The organism is Streptomyces sp. NPDC001920, assembly GCF_053594495.1.
In genome coordinates this window covers 1-18,415 of record NZ_JBSFEP010000002.1, presented here as the reverse complement: position 1 = coordinate 18,415, position 18,415 = coordinate 1, and the positions used below count along the sequence as shown (strand labels likewise).

The window sequence follows — 18,415 nt, the reverse complement described above, 5'->3', positions numbered from 1 at the left end:
GGCCTCACCGCCGCACAGGTCTGGTCCCCTCCCGCGTCGGCACCACCGGCTTGATCGTGCCGTCGGCCGCGAACTTCAGGCGGTCGATGGTGGTTTCGCGGTGCATGCCGTCGCCGCCCGGCTTGCCGGGGCCGTTCAGGGCGAAGCGGTGGTAGACGATGTACCAGTCGTCGGTGCCGGGGGGGACCACCGAGTGGTGGCCGGTGGCGAGGATGCCGTCGGGCAACAAGATCAGCGGGGCGCGTCTGTACGACGACTCGGACGACGGCATCGACCTCCGGCAGTTCTCCTCGCCCGTCACCGTCGAGCACACCTGGGCCTTCGGCAACGGCAAGAACCGCTGGAACGACTCCGCCTTCGAGGGCAACGGCAACGGGTTCGAGCTCGGCGGTGGCGGCGCCTCGGTCGCGCATGTCGTCACCGACAACGCGGCCTGGGACAACACCCTGCACGGGTTCACGGAGAACTCCAGCACCGGGGCGATCGTGCTGAACCGCAACACCGCGTACGCCGACGCCGAGTCGGGATTCTCCTTCGCCACCGGCAAGGCGCGGTTGGCGTGCAGTCTCGCCGTGGGCAACAAGAAGGGTCCGGCCGCGCTGGGACCGTCGACCGTGTCCGCGGCCAACAACTGGGGCAGCGGGGTGTCCGCCCCTTCCTTCAGGTCCACGGACGCGACGACGGCGTACGGCGCCCGCGAGGCGGACGGCTCACTGCCCGACGACGTTTCTGACGACGGGCTCCACCGCCATCGGCTCCACGATGAACTAGGTCTCGATCAAGGCGAACGCCCCGCCTGTCGTCACAGGCGGGGCGTTCTCCTTGCCGGCCCGAGGGGGGCTCCAGCCGGCGCTGCTGACCGAGGGGGGCTCAGGTCAGCAGGTCCAGGCAGCCGAACGAGGCGCTCGGGCTGAGATAGGCCGAGCCGCTCGAACCACTGACGATGTCGATCTTCAGCACGTCGTACGGGACCGTGTCCTTCTTTCGCGCACTACTAGGGACGTCGAACGTGAACATGTGGTTGTTTCCGCGGTGCGAACCCGTGGTGCACGAGCGCGTGGAGGTGCAACGTCGGCCAGGAAGCGGCCGCGCCGGCCGAGGACGGTGGCGACGTGGTGGTGACGATCGCCGCACCGGTGATCGCCGAGCGCGCAGAGCCCGGCGATCACGGCCCGCCGCTCGGTGACCTTGCGACGGTGACGGACGCGCTGTTCGGACTGAGCTGTCATGACCCGGTTCCTCGGTGGTGGGGGACCCTTGCGTCTCCTGGTCGCCGCACACCCGGAAAGGGTTGCCGGTCCGGACGGAATTTCTTTACGAGTCCCCGCCCGGCGACGCGAAGCCGCCCGCCACGGACAACTGCTCGCCGCCCGCCGTGGCCGTCATCGCATAGCTGTCGTCCTTGGCGTCCCGCCCGCCGCGGTCATGGTCGTACTGCCCCGCGAACACCCACTCGCCCGCACGGACCGTACGGCCCTCCTTGAGCACCCAGGTGTAGACGACGAAGCCGTCCTCCTCCTCGACCGTCAGCGTGAAGTCGTCCTCCGGCAGCGAGCGCCAGGCGCCGGTCGAGGTGACACCGCCGGTCTGGGCGACCTTCAACCGCACCGTGAGCGCGGTGAGTTGTTCGCTGGTCCTGAGGGTCAGATTGCTCTGCGCCCAGAAGTCGTTGCTGTGCGGGTCCACCGAGCCGTCCGACCGCAGGGGGCCGTCCTCCTCGCCCTTGGCGGCGGGCGGCTGCGCCGGAGTGGTCCGCGCCGGAGCCTCGGTCGTCCGGCGGGACCGCGGTGTGTCCTCGGGCGTCGGGCCGGCCGGCGGGGCGGGCGGGACAGGGGCGCGGCTCGTCGCGTCCGGCGACGGGGTGGGCGTCGGCGACGTGGCCACCGTCTGCTGCGGGGTGTCGTCCTTGACGGCGGACGCCACCGCATAGCCGCCGACCGCGAGGACACCGGCCACCGCGGCCGTGGCGGTCGCCACCCGGAACCAGCCGTAGACCGGCGGACGGGTCGCCCGGTGGTCGGGGCGGGTCTGTTCGGTCATGCCGCGCTCGACGCGGGCCAGGATCCGCTCGCGGTTGGGCTCGTGCGCCTCGGCCGCCTCGTGCAGCCGGGCACGCAGTTCGTCGTGCACGTCCCGCTGCATCATCGGTTCCTTCCTCCGGCGTTCCCGGTGCGGGCCATCGCCGCCGCGTGCACCTTGAGCGGAGCGCCCTGCGCTCCGAGCAACCGCTGCAGCTCGGCCATCCCCTTCGAGGTCTGGCTCTTCACCGTACCGACGGAGACGCCCAGGGCGAGCGCGGTGTCCTTCTCGGAGAGGTCGAAGGCGTGCCGCAGCACCACGCAGGCGCGTTTGCGGAACGGGAGTCTACGCAATGCCTCCTGGACGTCGACGACGCCCGCTACGTCCGGGTTCTCGACCTTCTCCTCGCGCTGCGACCAGAACAGGGCGATACGCCGCCGCTCCCGGACGGCGCTGCGGATCCTGGTGCGGGCCAGGTTGGCCACGACCCCGCGCGCGTACGCCACCGGATGGTCGGCCGCCCGGACCCGGTCCCAGCGGTGCCACAGCGCCAGCAGCGCGTCCGCGGCCAGATCGTCGGCGGCGTCCGCCTCGCCCGTCAGCAGATGGGCCAGTCGCGACAGTTCGGCGTAGTGGCGCTCGAAGAACGTGTGGAACTCCACGGAGGCGGCGTCGTCGACGACTGTGCCCACGGGCGACCTCTCCTGCCTGTGCGTGCCGTGTGGATGACATGTGCTTGTCCGGAGATCATCCGGGCGAGATCCGGAAGCGTAGCAGCGATCGAGTACGTGGTTCGTACGAGGCTTCGAACGCCGTGTGGCAGGCCGTACGTTGAACGGCGCTGATTCCGTAACACGGGGAAAACCTGAAACGGGTTCAACGCGGGAACAATCCAGCCAGCATCCGCACACCGATCACGTACGCACCGAGGAGCAACCCCCATGTCCGAATCCCAGAAGGTGACCGACCGGCAAAGTGCCACGCCACCAGGCGTGAACGGCGTCGACCGGTTCTTCAAGATCTCCGCGCGGGGATCCACCTTCGGCCGTGAGATACGCGGCGGCTTCGCCACGTTCTTCACGATGGCCTACATACTTGTCCTGAATCCCATCATCCTCGGCAGCGCGAAGGACAAGTTCGGCCAGCAGCTGGACGCGGTCCAACTCACCACCGCCACCGCCCTGGTGGCCGCGGTCATGACGATCATCATGGGGGTCGGCGGCAACCTGCCGCTCGCGCTCGCGGCGGGCCTGGGCCTGAACGCCGTCGTCGCCTTCCAGATCGCGCCGCTGATGTCCTGGGACGACGCGATGGGGTTGGTCGTCCTCGAAGGACTGCTGATCTGCGTGCTCGTGGTCACCGGTCTGCGCGAGGCCGTCATGCACGCCATCCCGCAGCCGCTCAAGCAGGCGATCAGCGTCGGCATCGGCCTGTTCATCGCGTTCATCGGCTTCGTCGACGCCGGGTTCGTCAGCCGCATCCCGGACGCCGCGAACACCACGGTGCCGGTTCAGCTGGGCGGCACCGGCGCGCTCACCGGATGGCCGATGCTCGTGTTCTGTCTCGGCGTCCTGCTGACGATCGCCCTGCTCGCCCGCAAGGTCAAGGGGGCGATCCTGATCAGCATCGTCACCATGACGCTCGTCGCGATGATCATCAACTCGGTCGCCGACATCAAGGCCTGGGGCCTGACCACGCCGGCGTGGCGCGACAAGGTGGTGGACACGCCCGACTTCGGACTCATCGGCGACTTCAGCCTGTTCGGCGCGTTCGGCGCGACCACGGTCATCACCGTCGTCCTGCTCGTCTTCACCCTCGTCCTGTCCGACTTCTTCGACACCATGGGCACGGTCGTCGGCGTCAGCGCCGAGGCGGGCCTGCTGGACGAGCAGGGCAAGGTGCCCGGCCTCGGTCGGGTCCTGCTGATCGACGGCGCCGCGGCCGCCGCCGGAGGCGCTGCCTCGGCGTCCTCCGCCACCTCCTACATCGAGTCGGCGGCCGGCGTCGGCGAGGGCGCGCGCACGGGCTTCGCCAACCTCGTCACCGGCGGCCTCTTCGCCCTGGCCCTCTTCCTGACCCCGCTGCTCACCATCGTCCCGCTCCAGGCGGCCGCGCCCGCCCTGGTCGCCGTCGGCTTCCTGATGATGACCCAGGTCAAGTACATCGACTGGGACAAGTACGAGATCGCCATCCCGGCGTTCTTGACCATCGCCGTCATGCCGTTCACCTACTCGATCACCAACGGCATCGGGGCGGGGTTCCTCTCCTACGTCGTGATCAAGGTGGTGCTCGGGAAGGCGAAGGAGGTCCACTGGCTGCTGTGGGGGACCTCGGCGCTGTTCCTGGTGTACTTCGCGATCGACCCGATCGAGCAGCTCCTGGGCGTGAAGTAGCACCCGCCCCCGCGCGGGGCCGGCCCTTCGGACAGGGCCGGCCCTTGCGCGGTTCAGCCCTTGAGTGCCGCCTCCATCACCTTCCGGGCCACGGGGGCGGCCAGCCCGTTGCCGCTGACCTCCGAGCGCGCCGCGTCCGACTGCTCGACGACCACCGCCACCGCGACCTCCTTGCCGCCGGCCTTCCCGTAGGACGTGAACCAGGCGTACGGCGTCTTGCTGTTGTTCTCGCCGTGCTGGGCGGTGCCCGTCTTGCCGCCCACCGTCGCGCCCGGGATCCGCGCGTTGGTGCCCGTGCCCTTCTCGACGACCGTCCGCATCGCCGACTGCAGCTGGTCGGCCGTGCCGGAGCTGACGACCTCCTTCGTCCCGGCGCTGTCGTCGTGGTTCTCCAGGGTGCCCCCGCCGCCGTCGGTGATCCGGGACACCATGTGCGGCGAGACCAGCTTGCCGTCGTTGGCGATGGCCGCCGACACCATGGCCATCTGCAGCGGCGTCGCGGTCACATCGAACTGGCCGATGCCGGACAGCGCGGTCTGCGCCTTGTCCATGCCCGTCGGGTACACGCTCTCGTACGCCCGCACCGGCACGTCCTGCGCGTCGTCGTCGAACCCGAACCTCTCGGCCATCGCCCTGACCTTGTCCTGGCCCAGGTCCACGGCCAGAGCGCCGAAGACGTTGTTGCACGAGTACTGCAGGGCCACCCGGATCGAGGCGTTCTCGCACGGGGCCGACGGGTTCTCGTTGGTCAGCTTGCCGCTCGACTGCGGCAGCGGGTACGGATCCGGGCTGTCCGTCTTCTCGTCCACCGACGAGTACAGCCCGTCCTCCAGCGCCGCCGCCGCGACGACCAGCTTGAACGTCGAACCCGGCGGCAGCGGCTGGCGCAGCGCGCGGTTCGTCATCGGCTTGTCGGAGTCCTCGGTCAGCCGCTTCCAGGCGTCCGAGTCACCCGTGGTGATCTTCGACGGGTCGTACGACGGAGTGGAGACGACCGCCAGGATCCTGCCCGTGGCCGGGTCGATCGCGACGGCGGCGCCCTTGCTGTCCCCGAGCGCCTCGTACCCGGCCTTCTGTACGTCCGGATCGATCGTCGTGATCACGTTGCCCGGGTCGGAGCGCTTGTTCGTGACCGTGTCCAGCACGCTCTTCAGCCGGTTGTCGGTGCCGTCGAGCAGGTCCCGGTAGATCCCCTCCAGCTGTGTCGCCCCGAACGCCTGCGAGCTGTAGCCCGTGACCGCCGCGTACAGCGGGCCGTCCGTGTACGTCCGCTTGTACGCGAGGTCGCCGCTCTTCATCGGAGCGGAGCCGGTGACGGCCTTCCCGCCCACGACGATGTCGCCGAGCGGCTCGCTGTACAGCTCGATCGTGTTCCGCCGGTTGTCCTTGTCGTCCGCGAGCGCCTGACCGTCGTAGAACTGCACCCAGGTCGCCCTGACCAGCAGGGCGAGAACGAGGAGCAGCGCGAAGACGGAGGCCCGCCTGATCGTCTTGTTCATCCCACTACGGGGACGACCGGGGTGGGGGCAATCGTTCCTTGCGCCCCGTTTTCTCATCGACTGTTCATGAAGCCCGCCTCGTACGCGGCGATCACGGCCTGGGTGCGGTCCCGGGTGCCGGTCTTCGCCAGGACGGCCGCCACGTGCGACTTCACGGTGGCGGGGCCGACCTCCATGCGCCGGGCGATCTCCGCGTTGGTCAGGCCCTGCGCCATCAGCCGCAGCACGTCGCTCTCCCGGGCCGTGAGCCTCGCCACCCAGGGAGCGGGCGCGGGGGACGCGCGCGCGTGCTCCGCCGCGAGGGCACGCACGGCCGACGGGAAGAGCAGGGTGTCGCTGTGCGCGAGCAGCCGCACGGCCTGGACGAGCGCGTCGGCGTCCGCCCGCTTCAGCAGGAACCCGGCGGCTCCGGCGCGCAGGGCGTCGTACACGTAGGAGTCGTTCTCGAAGGTGGTCACGACGACGATGCGGGGCGGGTCGTCGAGCGTGGCCAGGATCTGCTCGGTGGCGCGGATGCCGTCGATCTGAGGCATCCGTACGTCCATGAGGACCACGTCGGGCCGCCGCTCGCGCACGACGGACACGGCCTCGGCCCCGGTCGCCGCCTCACCGACCACCTCCAGGTCCGGCTCGGCGGAAAGGATGGCGCGCAGGGCGCTGCGGACCATGCGTTCGTCGTCGGCGAGGACGATCCGGATCGTCATGCGGGTCCCTTCATGGGCAGTCGTACGTGCAGTCGCCACACCCCCTGGGCGGCGCCGGCCTGTGCCGTCCCGCCCAGCAGCCGGGCCCGGTCGGCGATGCCCCCGAGACCGTGGCCGCCGCCGGGCCGGCCGCGGGAGGCGCGCTCCACCGGGTTCTCGACGGTGATCTCCAGGTACTCGTCGGCCACCGCGATCCGCAGGGTCACGGCCACCCGTTCACCGGCGTGCTTGAGGGCGTTGCTCAACCCCTCCTGCACGATGCGGTAGGCCTCGCGGGACAGGACGGGCGGCAGGGACCCGGGGTCGGCGGGCACCGTGGCGGTCACCCGCAGCCCGCTCGCGCGGGTGCGGTGCAGAAGCCCGTCGAGGTCGGCGGCGAGGGTCGGCGCGGGGGCCGTACCCGGAGCGTCGCCGTCCCGCAACACGCCCAGTACGGCATCGAGTTCGCCGACCGTGCGCCGGGTGGTGTCCTCGATGGCGGCGAGGGCCTCGCGGACGAACTCCGGGTCGCTGTCGAGGACCCGGCGGGCGGCGCTCGCCTGGAGGGTGACGGCACTGAGGGCATGCCCGACGGAGTCGTGCAGTTCACGCGCGAGCCGGTTGCGTACGGCGAGGTCCGCGGCACGCGCCTCGGCCGCCGCGAGCCGGTCCTCGTGGGTGGGGCCGAGCAGGACGGGCGCCCACCGGGCCAGGAGCGCGCCCGAGACCGCCGCGCAGCCGGCCAGCGCGACCAGCATCGCCACCCCCGCCACCGGCGCGAGCGCCGTCACCCAGGTCTGGTCGAGGGCTTCGGGCAGCTCCAGCCGGCCGCCACCCAGCCACTCGATCAACGGCAGCGCGACGAGGAAGGCGGCGAACGGCGGCACCGCCAGCGACATCCCGGCGATGATCCCGCCGAACCCGAGATGCAGCGTGAACCAGGCCGCCGTACGCCCCTTCGCCTCCCGTGTCCGGGCCGGCCCGCCGGCGAGCAGCTCCCCTTCGACCCCGCACAGCCACTGCACGGCGCCGGCCTCCAGCGGCCGGGTCAGCGGGAACAGTACGGAGGTGAGAGAGGCGAGGGGCAGGCCGACGGCGAAGGAGAGCACCTGGAGGGAGAAGTCGTGGAACACGTACCGGGCGTCCATGGCGGGACCGACGATGATCTGGCCCACGAAGACGTACGGCATGGCGAGCGCGCCGCCGATGATCAGATGCAGCCACCTGCGCCGCGCCCGCCTGCCGAACAGGAAACGGATGAACCGGCTCATACCGGGCGGCGGTCACGGCTCGCGGAGCGCTCCGCGAGGAAGTGGACGCCGAGGCAGGCGACGAGCAGGCCGACGATCATCTGGCCAGCGTAGGCCAGGTTCATCAGCGGCGAAGGGCCGTCGGCCACTTCGGTCAGCGCCGCCAGCGACAACCAGCCCGCCCAGCAGGCGGTGGCCGCGGAGCCGACCCAGACGAGGGCGAGCGGCAGCCGGACGGGCAGCGGCCGGCCGCGCCGGAAGGCGAGCAGCAGACCGCCGGTGACGGCCATGGCGAGGAAGACGGCCGAGAGCACCTCCATGACGTGGAAGCCGCTCGTCCGGGCGGAGACCTGGGAGTCGTCCAGCCCGACGGTCGCGCCGCACGCCCACAGGACGTGGACCGACAAGGGGAGCAGGGCGAGTGCGGCGGCCGTGACGGCGACGGCTCGCTGGGCCGCCCCGATGACGCCGACCGGCAGCTCCCAGACCCGGCCCGCCCACAGTCCGCCCCAGCGGTCGCGGGCGTACAGCACGAACAGGGCGCCGAGGGCGAGGCCCTGCACGATGAACCCGACGTAGACGACCCCGAAGACCCAGGCGTCGAGGAAGGGCTCCCCGCTGCCGGCGGTGGTGTCCGTGGTGCCGCCGAGCGCGTCGACCAGCAGCTGCGCCGGGAACCCGGCCATGATCGGCGCGAGCAGGCCGGTCGCCACCCAGGCCGGGACGGCCAGCAGCCACGCGGGCACCCGCAGCCCCCAGGGCCGGGTCAGGACCAGCGCCAGCACGATCACGGCCCCGTCCATGAGCACGGTGACGCCGTTGGCGACGGCCATGGTCGCCCGGTGCTCCAGCAGCGAGCTGCCGTCCGGGATCCCGAGCCGGCTCCCCGCGATCCAGGCGAACTTGAGCGACAGGTACGGCACGCACGCGAGCACGGTGACGGCGCGCAGGATCCGACGGGAGCGGCTGAGGGCGGCCGGGGCCGTCACCTGCGAGGGGGCGAGTGTCTGCGTCATACGTCCACGCTCCCGTGAGGGCGGTGCCCGGCACCTCCTGCGCGCCGACGATCCGCATCCGCCGGACGGGGGAGAGGCCCTCACCCCTCCAGGTGCAGCACGACCTCGTCGATCTCCTCACCCCGCGCGTGGGCGAAGCCCCTGGCCCGCGCGGTCACCCGGAACCCGCACTTGCGCAGCACCCGCAGCGAGCCCGCGTTGTCCGCCGCGGCCCGTGCGTACAGCGGGCGTTCGGGGACCTCGGCGAGCAACTCCCGCAGCGCGGCCGTGGCGACACCCCGGCCCCAGTACGCGCGGTCCACCCAGTACGTCACCTCACGCTCGCCGGGCTCCCCGTACACGGCCGCACTGCCCACCACGTCCCCGTCGGCCAGGATCGTGCGCAGGACGGCCGACGAGGACCGGATCCGCCGCCAGTGGGCGTCGAAGGCGTCCCGGTCGGCCGGGTCCTTGGGCGTGAAGGCCGCCATGCGCAGGGCCTCCGGATCGTTCATCTGCCGGTAGAACACCGGCAGATCGCTGTCGTGCACCTCGCGCAGTTCCACTTCCATGGGGTCATCCATGGGAGCAGAGCCTACGAAAGGCTCAGAGCCTGCGGGTGGCCAGCGTGAGCCTGTCCCGCGCGTCGAACAGCGCGTCCTTGACCATCTGCTCGTGCGCGGGCGTCAGCCGCGCCACCGGCACCGAGCAGCTGATCGCGTCACGGGCCGGGGTGCGGTACGGGATCGCGACGCCGAAGCAGCGCAGACCGAGGGTGTTCTCCTCACGGTCGACGGCGAAGCCCTGCTCGCGGACCTGGTGGAGCTCCTCGATGAGCTTCTCGCGGTCGGTGATCGTGTTCTCGGTGAGCGCCGGCAGTGTCTCCGGGAGCATCTTGCGCACCTGCTCGTCCGTGTAGGTGCTCAGCAGGGCCTTGCCGAGGGAGGTCGAGTGCGCGGGCAGCCGGCGCCCGACCCGGGTGAAGGGCCGCAGATAGTGCTGGGACTGGCGGGTCGCCAGGTAGACGACGTTCGTGCCGTCCAGCCGCGCCAGGTGGATGGTCTCGGTCGTGTCGTCCGAGAGGCGGTCCAGCGTCGGGCGGGCCGCGGCGACCACCTCGTCGCCGTCGATGTACGACGTGCCGACCAGCAGCGCCCGCACCCCGATGCCGTACCGCGTGCCCGTCGCGTCCGTCTCCACCCAGCCCAGCTCGACGAGCGTGCGCAGCAGCATGTAGAGGCTGGACTTGGGGTAGCCGACGGCCTCCTGGACCGACGCCAGGGAGTGCATACCGGGGCGTCCGGCGAAGTATTCGAGCAGTTCAACCGTCCGCACCGCGGACTTGACCTGCGCCCCGCCGCCCGTCTCGCCAGCCGACATCGCCCTTGACCCCTTCGTTCGACGGGAAATAGTCTCCACGACGTATTCATCATCACAGACGGTGTTCAGTATATCGAACGCCCCTGGTGGATGACCCAGTACTGCGGCATTACATGTGTGGAGGGACCCGCGGTGGCAGCAGCACCAGTCTGGAGTGTCGACCCCCGAACCGGGAAGCAGCGTGAACAGGTTGCGGTGGAGGCCACAGCGCAGGAGGTGGACACCGCCGTCCGTGCCGCCCACGAGGCGCGCGGCGCCCTGGCCGACCGCACGGTCCGCTCGGCCTTCCTGCGCACCGCCGCCGACAAGCTCCAGGCCGCGGGGGACCAGCTCGTCGAGGCCGCCGACGCCGAGACCGCGCTCGGACCGGTCCGCCTCACCGGTGAACTCGCCCGCACCTGCTACCAGCTGAGGGCCTTCGCGGACATCGTCGACGAGGGCGCCTTCCTGGACGTCGTCATCGACCACCCCGACGACACCGCCACCCCGCCGATCCCGGACCTGCGCCGCTACAAGGTGCCCCTCGGCGTCGTCGCCGTGTACTCGGCGTCCAACTTCCCCTTCGCCTTCTCCGTGGCCGGCGGCGACACCGCGAGCGCGCTGGCCGCGGGCTGCCCGGTCGTCGTCAAGGCGCACCCCGACCACCCGGGCCTGTCCGAGCTGGTTGCGCATGTGCTGCGTACGGCCGCCGCCGAGCACGGCATCCCGGCCGGCGTCGTGGGCCTCGTGCATGGCTTCGAGGCCGGTATCGAGCTGATCAGGCACCCGCTGGTCGCCGCCGCCGGGTTCACCGGTTCCGTGAAGGGCGGACGTGCGCTGTTCGACGCGGCGGCGGCGCGTCCGGTGCCGATTCCGTTCCACGGCGAGCTGGGGTCGCTGAACCCGGTCGTCGTCACCGAGGCCGCGGCGGCCGAGCGGGCCGAGGCGATCGGTGCCGGTCTCGCCGGGTCGATGACGCTGGGCGTGGGGCAGTTCTGCGTGAAGCCGGGGCTCGTGCTGGTGCCGTCGGGCGCGGCGGGCGACGGCCTGGTCAAGTCGCTCACGGACGCCGTCAGCGACACCGAGGCCGGGGTCCTGCTCGACCACCGGATGCGCGACAACTTCGTCGCCGGGGTCGCCGAGCGCGCGCAACTCCCCGAGGTGGAGTCGCCTGTGACGCCGGGCGCGGGCGGCGAGCACACCGTCAGCGCCGGGTTCCTCACGGTCGCCGCGAGCAAGCTGACCGAGGAGGGCGCCTACGACCTGCTCCTGGAGGAGTGCTTCGGGCCGGTCACCGTGGTGGTCCGCTACGAGGACGAGGCCGAGGCGACGGGCGTGCTCTCGCGGCTGCCGGGCAACCTGACGGCGACGGTGCACCTGTCGGCCGAGGAGGCCGCCGGTGAGGGGCGTGGCGCGCAGATCCTGCAGGAGCTGACCCCGCTGGCCGGGCGTGTGCTGGTCAACGGCTGGCCGACGGGCGTCGCCGTGGCGCCGGCCCAGCACCACGGCGGTCCGTACCCGGCGACGACCTCGACGTCCACGTCGGTGGGCGGTACCGCCATCGAGCGGTGGCTGCGGCCGGTGGTGTACCAGGGCGCGCCCCAGGCGCTGCTGCCCGCGGAGCTGCGGGACGACAACCCGCTCGGGCTGCCGCGCCGGTTCAACGGCAGGCTGGAGCGCTGAGGGTCCTTCGGCAAGGGCCGCCGGGACCGGTCAGCTCGCGCTCGACTCCAGGCCCGCGTCCCGGGCCAGGAGCGCCGCCTGGACCCGGTTCTCGCAGCGGAGCTTGGTCAGGATGCGGCTGACGTAGGTCTTCACCGTGGCCTCGCTCATGTGCAGCCGGGCGCCCGCGTCCGCGTTGGACAGGCCCTCGCCCAGGAGGGCCAGGACGTCCCGCTCCCGTTCGGTCAGCCCCGCGAGGCGGCGGCGGGCCTCCTCGCCGCGCGCGGTGGCGGTGGGGGAGGCGAGGGTGTCCACGACGTGCCGGGTGGCGGCCGGGGAGAGGTAGGCGTTGCCGGCCGCCGCCGCGCGGACCGCGTGGATCAGCTCCTGCGGCGCGGAGTCCTTCAGCAGGAAGCCCGCGCCGCCGTGGCCGAGGGCGCGCAGGACGTTGTCGCGTTCACCGAACGTGGTCAGGATCAGCACGCGCACGTCCGGCGCCGCCCGGGCGATCTCGGCCAGTGCGGTCAGCCCGTCCATCACCGGCATCCGGATGTCCAGCAGGGCCACGTCCACCGCGGTGCTCCGGGCGGTCTCCACCGCCTCCCGGCCGTCCGCCGCCTCGGCCACCACGTCGATGTCGTCGGCCGAGGTGAGGATCATCCTGATGCCGGCCCTGATGAGCGGCTCGTCGTCGGCGACGAGGACCCGGATCACGCGGCCTCCTGCACGGTGTCGGTGTGATGGACGGATGGCAAAGCCCCGCCATCATGCCCGATCCGGTCACGCGTGCGACCTTCGTTGCCGGTCGTTCCCCCCCCCCGCCCGGTCGTCACGTCCCGTTCACAGCTCGTCCTTGTAGGTCGCCTTCGCGACCAGCTTGCCGTCCCGGAAGCAGAACCGGTAGACGATGTCGTCGTCGACGTCCAGGTAGTGACGGCACTGGGCACCCTCAGGCAGACGCGGACCGCGCTTGTCCTGGCCCTCGGTGAGCAGCGAACTGCCCTCCGGCAGCTTGGCCTTCACGTCCGCCTCGGCGTCGCCGATCTTCGCGGACCTGTACGTGCTCGCCGAGATGGTGCCGCTCTTCACCTCGTCCCACAGCGCCTTCAGCCCCCAGGCGCCGAGGGTGACGACGCCCACGACGAGGACGACGGCCGTGACGGCACAGCCGAGGGCGACCTTCTTCTTGCTGCTCATGATGGCGGCGAACTCCCTTTGCGGATCGGAACGGTCGATGACCGCTCCACCGTCGCCCGCCGCGCCCTCGTCGGGCTGCCCCCGAAAGTCGTCGTCCGGGGCGACGGAGGTCGCGCCGTCCGGGCGGGGCCGCGTCTCGCCCTCGCCGTAGGGCAGTACACCGGCGAGGCGGAAACCGCCGTCGGGTGTGGGGCCGGTGTGCACCATGCCGCCGACCAGCCGGGCCCGCTCCCGCAGGCCCGCCAGGCCCTGCCCGCCGCTGACCGCGGGCGGACCCGCCGGAACCCCGGCCGGCACGGGCCCGTTGGCCACCTCGACCACCAGGCTGTCCGGTTCATAGCGCAGTGCCACGCTGATCGGGGCGCCCGGCGCGTGCTTGTGCGCGTTCGTCAGGCCCTCCTGGGCGATGCGGTACGCCGCGTGGTCGGCGGCGGGCGCGAGCGGCCGTACCGCGCCCGAGCGATGCAGCTCGACGGTGGCCCCCGCGGCCCGCGACGCCTCGACCAGGCCGTCGACCGTGGCCGCCACCCGGGCCGTCGGGGCCTCGGCGTCGGACGGGTCCGTCCCCTGCCCGGCAGGCGCCGCGACGCCGTCCCGCAGGATGCCCACCGCCTCGCGCAGTTCCCGCATCGCCGTCCTGGAGGCCTCCCGGAGGATGCCCACCCCTTCGCGCTGGCGGTCGCTCAGGTCCGGGTCCACCTCCAGCGCCCCGGTGTGCACGGCGATCAGGGCGAGCTGGTGACCGAGGCTGTCGTGCATGTCCTGCGCGATGCGCTGCCGTTCGAGGAGCCGGGCCTGGCCCGCCACCATCGCCTGTTCGCGCACCAGTTGGGCGTTGTGCCGCCGCAGGGCGTCGAGCAGCGCGTGGCGCTGGGCGCGGTACCGGGAGGCGAGCCCCGGCACGACCACCAGCGCCAGGAACGAGCCCGCGGCCAGCACGGCCGTCATGAGCAGCGGCAGTTGCGACTCGCGGTCGGTCGCCTCGTGGGTGGTGAGGGCGATGTTGAGCGCGAACCCGGCGGCGTACGCGGCCAGCGCGCGTCCGGGGCGCATGATGCGGCTGCCCGCCGACCAGCTCGCGTAGATCAGCAGCGGTGTCGCACCGGCCACGGCCCCGCCCAGGGCGGACGAGATCAGCAGCACCGTCGCCGGCAGCGAGCGGCGGGCCAGTGACAGCACGGCGACGCACAGGGCCACGGCCCCTGCCCCCACCCCGGGTCCGTCGTCCAGGACATGGACGAGTGCCGCGAGCCCGGCGAGCACGAGCGTGAGCACGACCTCCCCGACGATCCGCCTGCGGGGCCAGGGGGAGGCGGCGGTGAGCCGGGACCTGAGCGGCCGATCGGTGCGGGGTGTCTGAGTTGCGTCCACGCGCAGACGATAGACAGCCGCACCAGGGCGGGCGCATCCGCCCTTCGGTGCGGCCCCGAACGACGAAAGTCGGCACCCGCTCCCCGCTCTCCCCGTCATCTTTGGTCGTTGCGGTCTTCGACTTACGGAGACTGCCCCGGGCCGCGGCCGGCGGTGACGATGGTTGCGCAGGACACGAACGCCGGCGACAGGGGTCACCGGCAGGGGGAGGGAAACAGTGGACAGCGCGCGGCGGCAGGCGAACGAGCGTTTCACCATCCGGCAGAAGACCACCCTGATGATCAACCGGTATGTCGTGACCGAGACGCTGCCCGACGGCTCCGACGGCAAAGTCGTCGCCTTCGCCGAGCAGAAGCGGATGACGCTCAGGGAGCAGATGACCTTCTACACCGACGAGTCCAAGTCCCAGGTCCTGTTCACCGCCAAGGCCCGCCAGGTCCTCGACGTCGGTGCCGTCCTCGAGGTGCGGGACGCGTGGGACAACCCCATCGGCACGTTCCGCAAGAAGTTCGCCGCCTCGCTGCTGCGCTCGACGTGGGAGCTGGACCAGCCGGGCTCGGTCACGGCCGTCGGGCGGGAGCGCAACCGGCTGGTGGCCGTGCTGCGCCGGGTCTGGGAGCTGCTGCCGTTCGACTTCGTGCCGTTCATGTGGCCGTACCACTTCGACTTCACCTCGGGTGACCAGCCGGTGATGCGGGTCGACAAGAAGCTCGGGCTGCGCGACTGCTATCTGGTCGACGTGGCCTCACCCGATCTGGACCTGCGCCTCGCCCTCGCCCAGGCCGTGGCCCTGGACGCGCTCCAGTCCCGCTGACCGGATCACCGCCGAGGGCCCCGGCGCCGGGCCGCGCCTGGAAGAATCCCCTCATGGACTTGGAGCTCCCGGAACTGCCCTTCGCGCTGCGCACGTACGGCCCCGACGGCCACTGGTCCTACGAGGACGGCATCCTGTCCGGATGGGCCGGCCCCCGGCAGGACCGTTTCGTGCCGCCCACCGGCGAGGCCCTGGACCCCGCCTCCGACGCGCCGCGGCTGCTCGGCGCGCCCGAGGGCGACTTCCAGCTGATCGCCCGGGTCACCGTCGGGTTCGCCGGGGCCTTCGACGCCGGGGTCCTCTACGTCCACGTCGGTGAGCGGGCCTGGGCCAAACTGTGCCTGGAGTACTCCCCGGACGTGCCCACCGTGTGCACGGTGGTCACCCGCGGCCACTCCGACGACGCCAACTCCTTCACCGTGGAGGGGAGTTCGGTGTGGCTGCGGGTGAGCCGCACGGGCCGTGCCTTCGCCTTCCACGCCTCCCGCGACGGCGAGCGCTGGACCTTCGTCCGGCTGTTCACCCTCGGCGACGAGAAGGAGACCGGCGCCGCCCTCGTCGGCTTCATGGCACAGTCCCCGATGGGGGAGGGGTGCGTGGTGACGTACGACCACCTGGAGTTCAGGCCGAACTGGATGACGGACCTGCGAGACGGAAGCTGAGCAGGTACGTCACCGCGAGCAGCGCCGCACTGATCACCACGCTCAGCCACATCCCCGCCACGAAGCCGTCGGAGACCAGCGCTCCGAAGACCGCGATCCCCAGTGCCCCGGCCATCCGCCGCGCGGAGTCGAGGACACCGGCCGCGAGCCCCGCGCGGTCGGCGGGTACGGCCACCGTCATCGCCGCGGTCAGCGGCGGCACCGTCAGCGCACAGCCCAGCGCCATGGGTACGGGGAGCAGGGCCACCACGACCGGGGGCGTGCCGGCGTCGACGTACGGCGTCATGAGCACTCCCGCGAGGGCCGGGCCCTGGCCCACCGGCATGGGCAGACGTGCGCCGCGGCGCCCCGCGAGCTTGCCCGCCACCAGGTCCCGGACGGTGGTCAGCGCCCCGCCCGCCACCGGACCCAGCGCCACCGCCGGTTCGGAAGCCAGACCGCAGGCCGCCGAGGCCGGCGTGAACACGGCGGCGCCCACCGGGCGCAGTTCGGCCGGCTCGGGCAGCCGGGAATGGACCCCGCTGCTTGAATGTTCACCTATAAGACGGAGGGAGTCTCCGCATCCGCCCGACCTGGAGAGAGCCACACATGCGCGTCGAGATCTGGAGCGACATCGCCTGCCCCTGGTGCTACGTGGGCAAGGCCCGCTTCGACAAGGCGCTCGCCGCCTTCCCGCACCGCGACCAGGTCGAGGTGGTGCACCGCTCGTTCGAGCTGGATCCCGGGCGCGCCAAGGGCGATGTCCAGCCCGTGATCACCATGCTCACGAAGAAGTACGGCATGAGCGCGGCGCAGGCCCAGGCCGGTGAGGACAACCTCGGCGCGCAGGCCGCCGCCGAGGGTCTGGAGTACCGCACGCAGGGCCGTGACCACGGCAGCACCTTCGACATGCACCGCCTGCTGCACCTGGCCAAGGAGCAGGGCAGGCAGGACGCGCTGATCCAGGTCTTCTACACGGCGAACTTCGCCGAGGAGCGGTCCGTCTTCACCGAGGGCGACCAGCGGCTCGTGGAGCTGGCCGTCGCCGCCGGACTCGACGCCGACGACGCCCGCAGGGTCCTCGCCGACCCGGACGCCTACGCCGAGGAGGTCCGCGCCGACGAGCGCGAGGCCGCCCAGCTCGGCGCGACCGGTGTGCCCTTCTTCGTCCTCGACCGCACCTACGGCGTCTCCGGCGCCCAGCCCGCCGAGGTCTTCGAGCAGGCGCTGGCCCAGGCATGGGGGGAGCGGTCGCCCCTGACGCTCATCGACCAGGGGGACGCGGACGCGTGCGGTCCCGAGGGCTGCGCGGTTCCGCAGCGGTGAACGAACGCGCAGGTCGGACGGCATCCATAAGCGCTCCTTAGGGACATCGCGTAAAAAATCGCAATGGACCGATAGGTGTTCAGGGCCCACAGTGGAGCCATGGAGACCTTCGAGAGCCTCGTCCGCGCAGAGTTCGCCCCGAAGACCGTCTATCTCAACACCGCGAGCAACGGGCTGCTGCCGGCCCGTACCGTGGCCGCCCTGGACCGGGCCGTGCGGATGCGGGCCGAGGGCACCGCCCTGGGGCCGCTGTACGAGGACGTGGAGATCGTCCGCGCCTCGTTCGCCCGGCTGGCCGGCGTGCCCGCCGAGCGGGTCGCGACCGGGGCGTCCGTCGCCGAGTACGGCGGTCTGATCGCCGCGTCCCTGCCCGCCGGTGCCGAAGTCCTCACCGCCGAGGCCGACTTCGCCTCCCTCGTGAACCCCTTCCACATGCGCGGCGACCTCAAGGTGCGGACCGTCCCGCTGGACCGCCTCGCCGAGTCCGTCCGCCCCGACACCGCGCTCGTCGCGGTCAGCGCCGCCCAGTCCGCCGACGGCCGCGTCGCCGACCTGTCCGCGGTGCGCGCGGCGGCCCGAGCGCACGGGGCGCGCACCTACGTCGACGCCTCCCAGTCGGCCGGATGGCTGCCGATGGAGGCCGGCGAGCACGACTTCCTGGCCGCCGTGGGCTTCAAGTGGCTCCTGGGCCCGCACGGCGTCGCCTTCTGCGTCGTCCCCGAGGACTTCGGCGGGCTGACCCCGCTGCTCGCCGGCTGGGTCGCCGGAGAGGTCCCCTGGGACAGCTGCTACGGCCCCGTCGAGAACCTCGCCCGCTCCGCCCGGCGTTTCGACATCAGCCCCAGCCTCTTCACGTACGCCGGTCTGCGGACCTCCCTGGAACTCGTCGAGGAACTCGGCGTGGCCGCCATCCGGGCCCACGACCTCGCCCTCGCCGACCGCTTCCGCGCGGGGCTCGCCGGTCTCGGCCACACCCCGGTGCCCGCGCCCGGCTCGGCCATCGTCTCCGTGCCCGGACTCGGCGAGCGCCAGCCGGAGTTGAGCCGCGCGGGCATCGAGGTCTCCAACCGCGCGGGCAACCTGCGCGCGGCCTTCCACCTCTACAACACCCCTGGGGACGTGGACCGCCTGCTGGACGTCCTGTCCGGCTGAACCCCCGCGACGACCGACGCGGCCCGCTCCCCCGTCTCGTACGGGGAGCGGGCC

18 protein-coding genes and 2 pseudogenes are annotated in these 18,415 nt (G+C 72.0%); 7 read left to right on the top strand and 13 right to left on the bottom strand.

Translation table 11 applies throughout. The features are described from left to right. Positions 1-4: 4 nt before the first annotated feature. Positions 5-217, bottom strand: a pseudogene (locus tag ACWCPI_RS02640) (family 43 glycosylhydrolase); the annotation flags it as partial. A 1-nt stretch (position 218) separates the two neighbouring features. On the opposite strand from ACWCPI_RS02640, the pseudogene ACWCPI_RS02635 reads away from it, so the two are divergent. Then, positions 219-771: pseudogene (locus ACWCPI_RS02635) on the top strand (right-handed parallel beta-helix repeat-containing protein); the annotation flags it as partial. Positions 772-870: 99 nt separating this feature from the next. Here the strand turns inward: ACWCPI_RS02635 and ACWCPI_RS02630 are convergent. From ACWCPI_RS02630 to ACWCPI_RS02620, 3 genes are all read right to left on the bottom strand, one after another. Further along, positions 871-1,017 (bottom strand): hypothetical protein, encoded by a 147-nt coding sequence (locus ACWCPI_RS02630; protein WP_451036375.1) that lies wholly within the window; start codon positions 1,015-1,017, stop codon positions 871-873. Positions 1,018-1,314: 297 nt separating this feature from the next. Further along, positions 1,315-2,145, bottom strand: a complete 831-nt coding sequence (locus tag ACWCPI_RS02625; RefSeq protein ID WP_451036374.1) for a hypothetical protein — start codon at positions 2,143-2,145, stop codon at positions 1,315-1,317. After that, complete coding sequence (locus ACWCPI_RS02620) at positions 2,142-2,711, bottom strand: SigE family RNA polymerase sigma factor (protein WP_451036373.1); 570 nt, start codon at positions 2,709-2,711, stop codon at positions 2,142-2,144. Before ACWCPI_RS02620 ends, ACWCPI_RS02625 begins: the two co-directional genes overlap by 4 nt. Before the next feature lie 249 nt (positions 2,712-2,960). On the opposite strand from ACWCPI_RS02620, the gene ACWCPI_RS02615 reads away from it, so the two are divergent. Further along, a complete protein-coding gene (locus tag ACWCPI_RS02615) occupies positions 2,961-4,412 on the top strand; it encodes an NCS2 family permease (protein WP_451036372.1) in 1,452 nt (483 codons plus the stop codon). A 53-nt stretch (positions 4,413-4,465) separates the two neighbouring features. Here the strand turns inward: ACWCPI_RS02615 and ACWCPI_RS02610 are convergent, their stop codons facing one another. The 6 genes from ACWCPI_RS02610 to ACWCPI_RS02585 form a co-directional block, all read right to left on the bottom strand. Beyond that, a complete protein-coding gene (locus ACWCPI_RS02610) occupies positions 4,466-5,911 on the bottom strand; it encodes a penicillin-binding transpeptidase domain-containing protein (protein ID WP_451036371.1) in 1,446 nt (481 codons plus the stop codon). Positions 5,912-5,964: 53 nt separating this feature from the next. Continuing rightward, positions 5,965-6,615, bottom strand: a complete 651-nt coding sequence (locus tag ACWCPI_RS02605; RefSeq protein ID WP_451036370.1) for a response regulator — start codon at positions 6,613-6,615, stop codon at positions 5,965-5,967. Beyond that, the gene (locus ACWCPI_RS02600) at positions 6,612-7,865 is read right to left on the bottom strand and encodes a sensor histidine kinase (RefSeq protein ID WP_451036369.1); all 1,254 of its coding nucleotides are present in this window, start codon (positions 7,863-7,865) and stop codon (positions 6,612-6,614) included. Before ACWCPI_RS02600 ends, ACWCPI_RS02605 begins: the two co-directional genes overlap by 4 nt. Beyond that, positions 7,862-8,860 carry a hypothetical protein gene (locus ACWCPI_RS02595; protein ID WP_451036368.1) on the bottom strand — a complete coding sequence of 333 codons (999 nt, stop codon included), beginning with the start codon at positions 8,858-8,860 and terminating at the stop codon, positions 7,862-7,864. The genes ACWCPI_RS02600 and ACWCPI_RS02595 overlap by 4 nt, the downstream gene beginning before the upstream one ends. Before the next feature lie 80 nt (positions 8,861-8,940). Next, entirely contained in the window at positions 8,941-9,411 is a 471-nt protein-coding gene (locus ACWCPI_RS02590) for a GNAT family N-acetyltransferase (protein ID WP_451036804.1), read from the bottom strand. 34 nt (positions 9,412-9,445) lie between these two features. Beyond that, positions 9,446-10,219: an IclR family transcriptional regulator gene (locus ACWCPI_RS02585; protein ID WP_004002235.1), complete on the bottom strand. Its 774-nt coding sequence runs from the start codon at positions 10,217-10,219 to the stop codon at positions 9,446-9,448. A gap of 132 nt (positions 10,220-10,351) precedes the next feature. Here ACWCPI_RS02585 and ACWCPI_RS02580 point away from each other — a divergent pair, with 132 nt between their 5' ends. Beyond that, on the top strand, positions 10,352-11,881 hold the full coding sequence (locus tag ACWCPI_RS02580) for an aldehyde dehydrogenase (NADP(+)) (RefSeq protein ID WP_451036367.1): 1,530 nt from the start codon (positions 10,352-10,354) through the stop codon (positions 11,879-11,881). A 30-nt stretch (positions 11,882-11,911) separates the two neighbouring features. Here the strand turns inward: ACWCPI_RS02580 and ACWCPI_RS02575 are convergent, their stop codons facing one another. After that, positions 11,912-12,574: a response regulator transcription factor gene (locus ACWCPI_RS02575; RefSeq protein WP_451036366.1), complete on the bottom strand. Its 663-nt coding sequence runs from the start codon at positions 12,572-12,574 to the stop codon at positions 11,912-11,914. 126 nt (positions 12,575-12,700) lie between these two features. Continuing rightward, complete coding sequence (locus ACWCPI_RS02570) at positions 12,701-14,428, bottom strand: sensor histidine kinase (RefSeq protein WP_451036365.1); 1,728 nt, start codon at positions 14,426-14,428, stop codon at positions 12,701-12,703. Between the two features lie 217 nt (positions 14,429-14,645). Between ACWCPI_RS02570 and ACWCPI_RS02565 the strand changes: the two genes are divergently transcribed. Both ACWCPI_RS02565 and ACWCPI_RS02560 read left to right on the top strand, forming a co-directional pair. Next, complete coding sequence (locus ACWCPI_RS02565; protein WP_451036364.1) at positions 14,646-15,242, top strand: hypothetical protein; 597 nt, start codon at positions 14,646-14,648, stop codon at positions 15,240-15,242. 53 nt (positions 15,243-15,295) lie between these two features. Further along, on the top strand, positions 15,296-15,904 hold the full coding sequence (locus tag ACWCPI_RS02560; RefSeq protein ID WP_451036363.1) for a DUF1349 domain-containing protein: 609 nt from the start codon (positions 15,296-15,298) through the stop codon (positions 15,902-15,904). Here the strand turns inward: ACWCPI_RS02560 and ACWCPI_RS02555 are convergent. After that, positions 15,864-16,382: a hypothetical protein gene (locus tag ACWCPI_RS02555; protein WP_451036362.1), complete on the bottom strand. Its 519-nt coding sequence runs from the start codon at positions 16,380-16,382 to the stop codon at positions 15,864-15,866. The genes ACWCPI_RS02560 and ACWCPI_RS02555 overlap by 41 nt on opposite strands. A gap of 110 nt (positions 16,383-16,492) precedes the next feature. On the opposite strand from ACWCPI_RS02555, the gene ACWCPI_RS02550 reads away from it, so the two are divergent. Together ACWCPI_RS02550 and ACWCPI_RS02545 are read left to right on the top strand one after the other, a co-directional pair. Beyond that, positions 16,493-17,209, top strand: coding sequence for a DsbA family oxidoreductase (locus ACWCPI_RS02550; protein ID WP_451036361.1), 717 nt, complete (start codon positions 16,493-16,495; stop codon positions 17,207-17,209). A 99-nt stretch (positions 17,210-17,308) separates the two neighbouring features. Next, entirely contained in the window at positions 17,309-18,361 is a 1,053-nt protein-coding gene (locus tag ACWCPI_RS02545; RefSeq protein ID WP_451036360.1) for an aminotransferase class V-fold PLP-dependent enzyme, read from the top strand. The last annotated feature ends 54 nt before the right edge of the window (positions 18,362-18,415 follow it).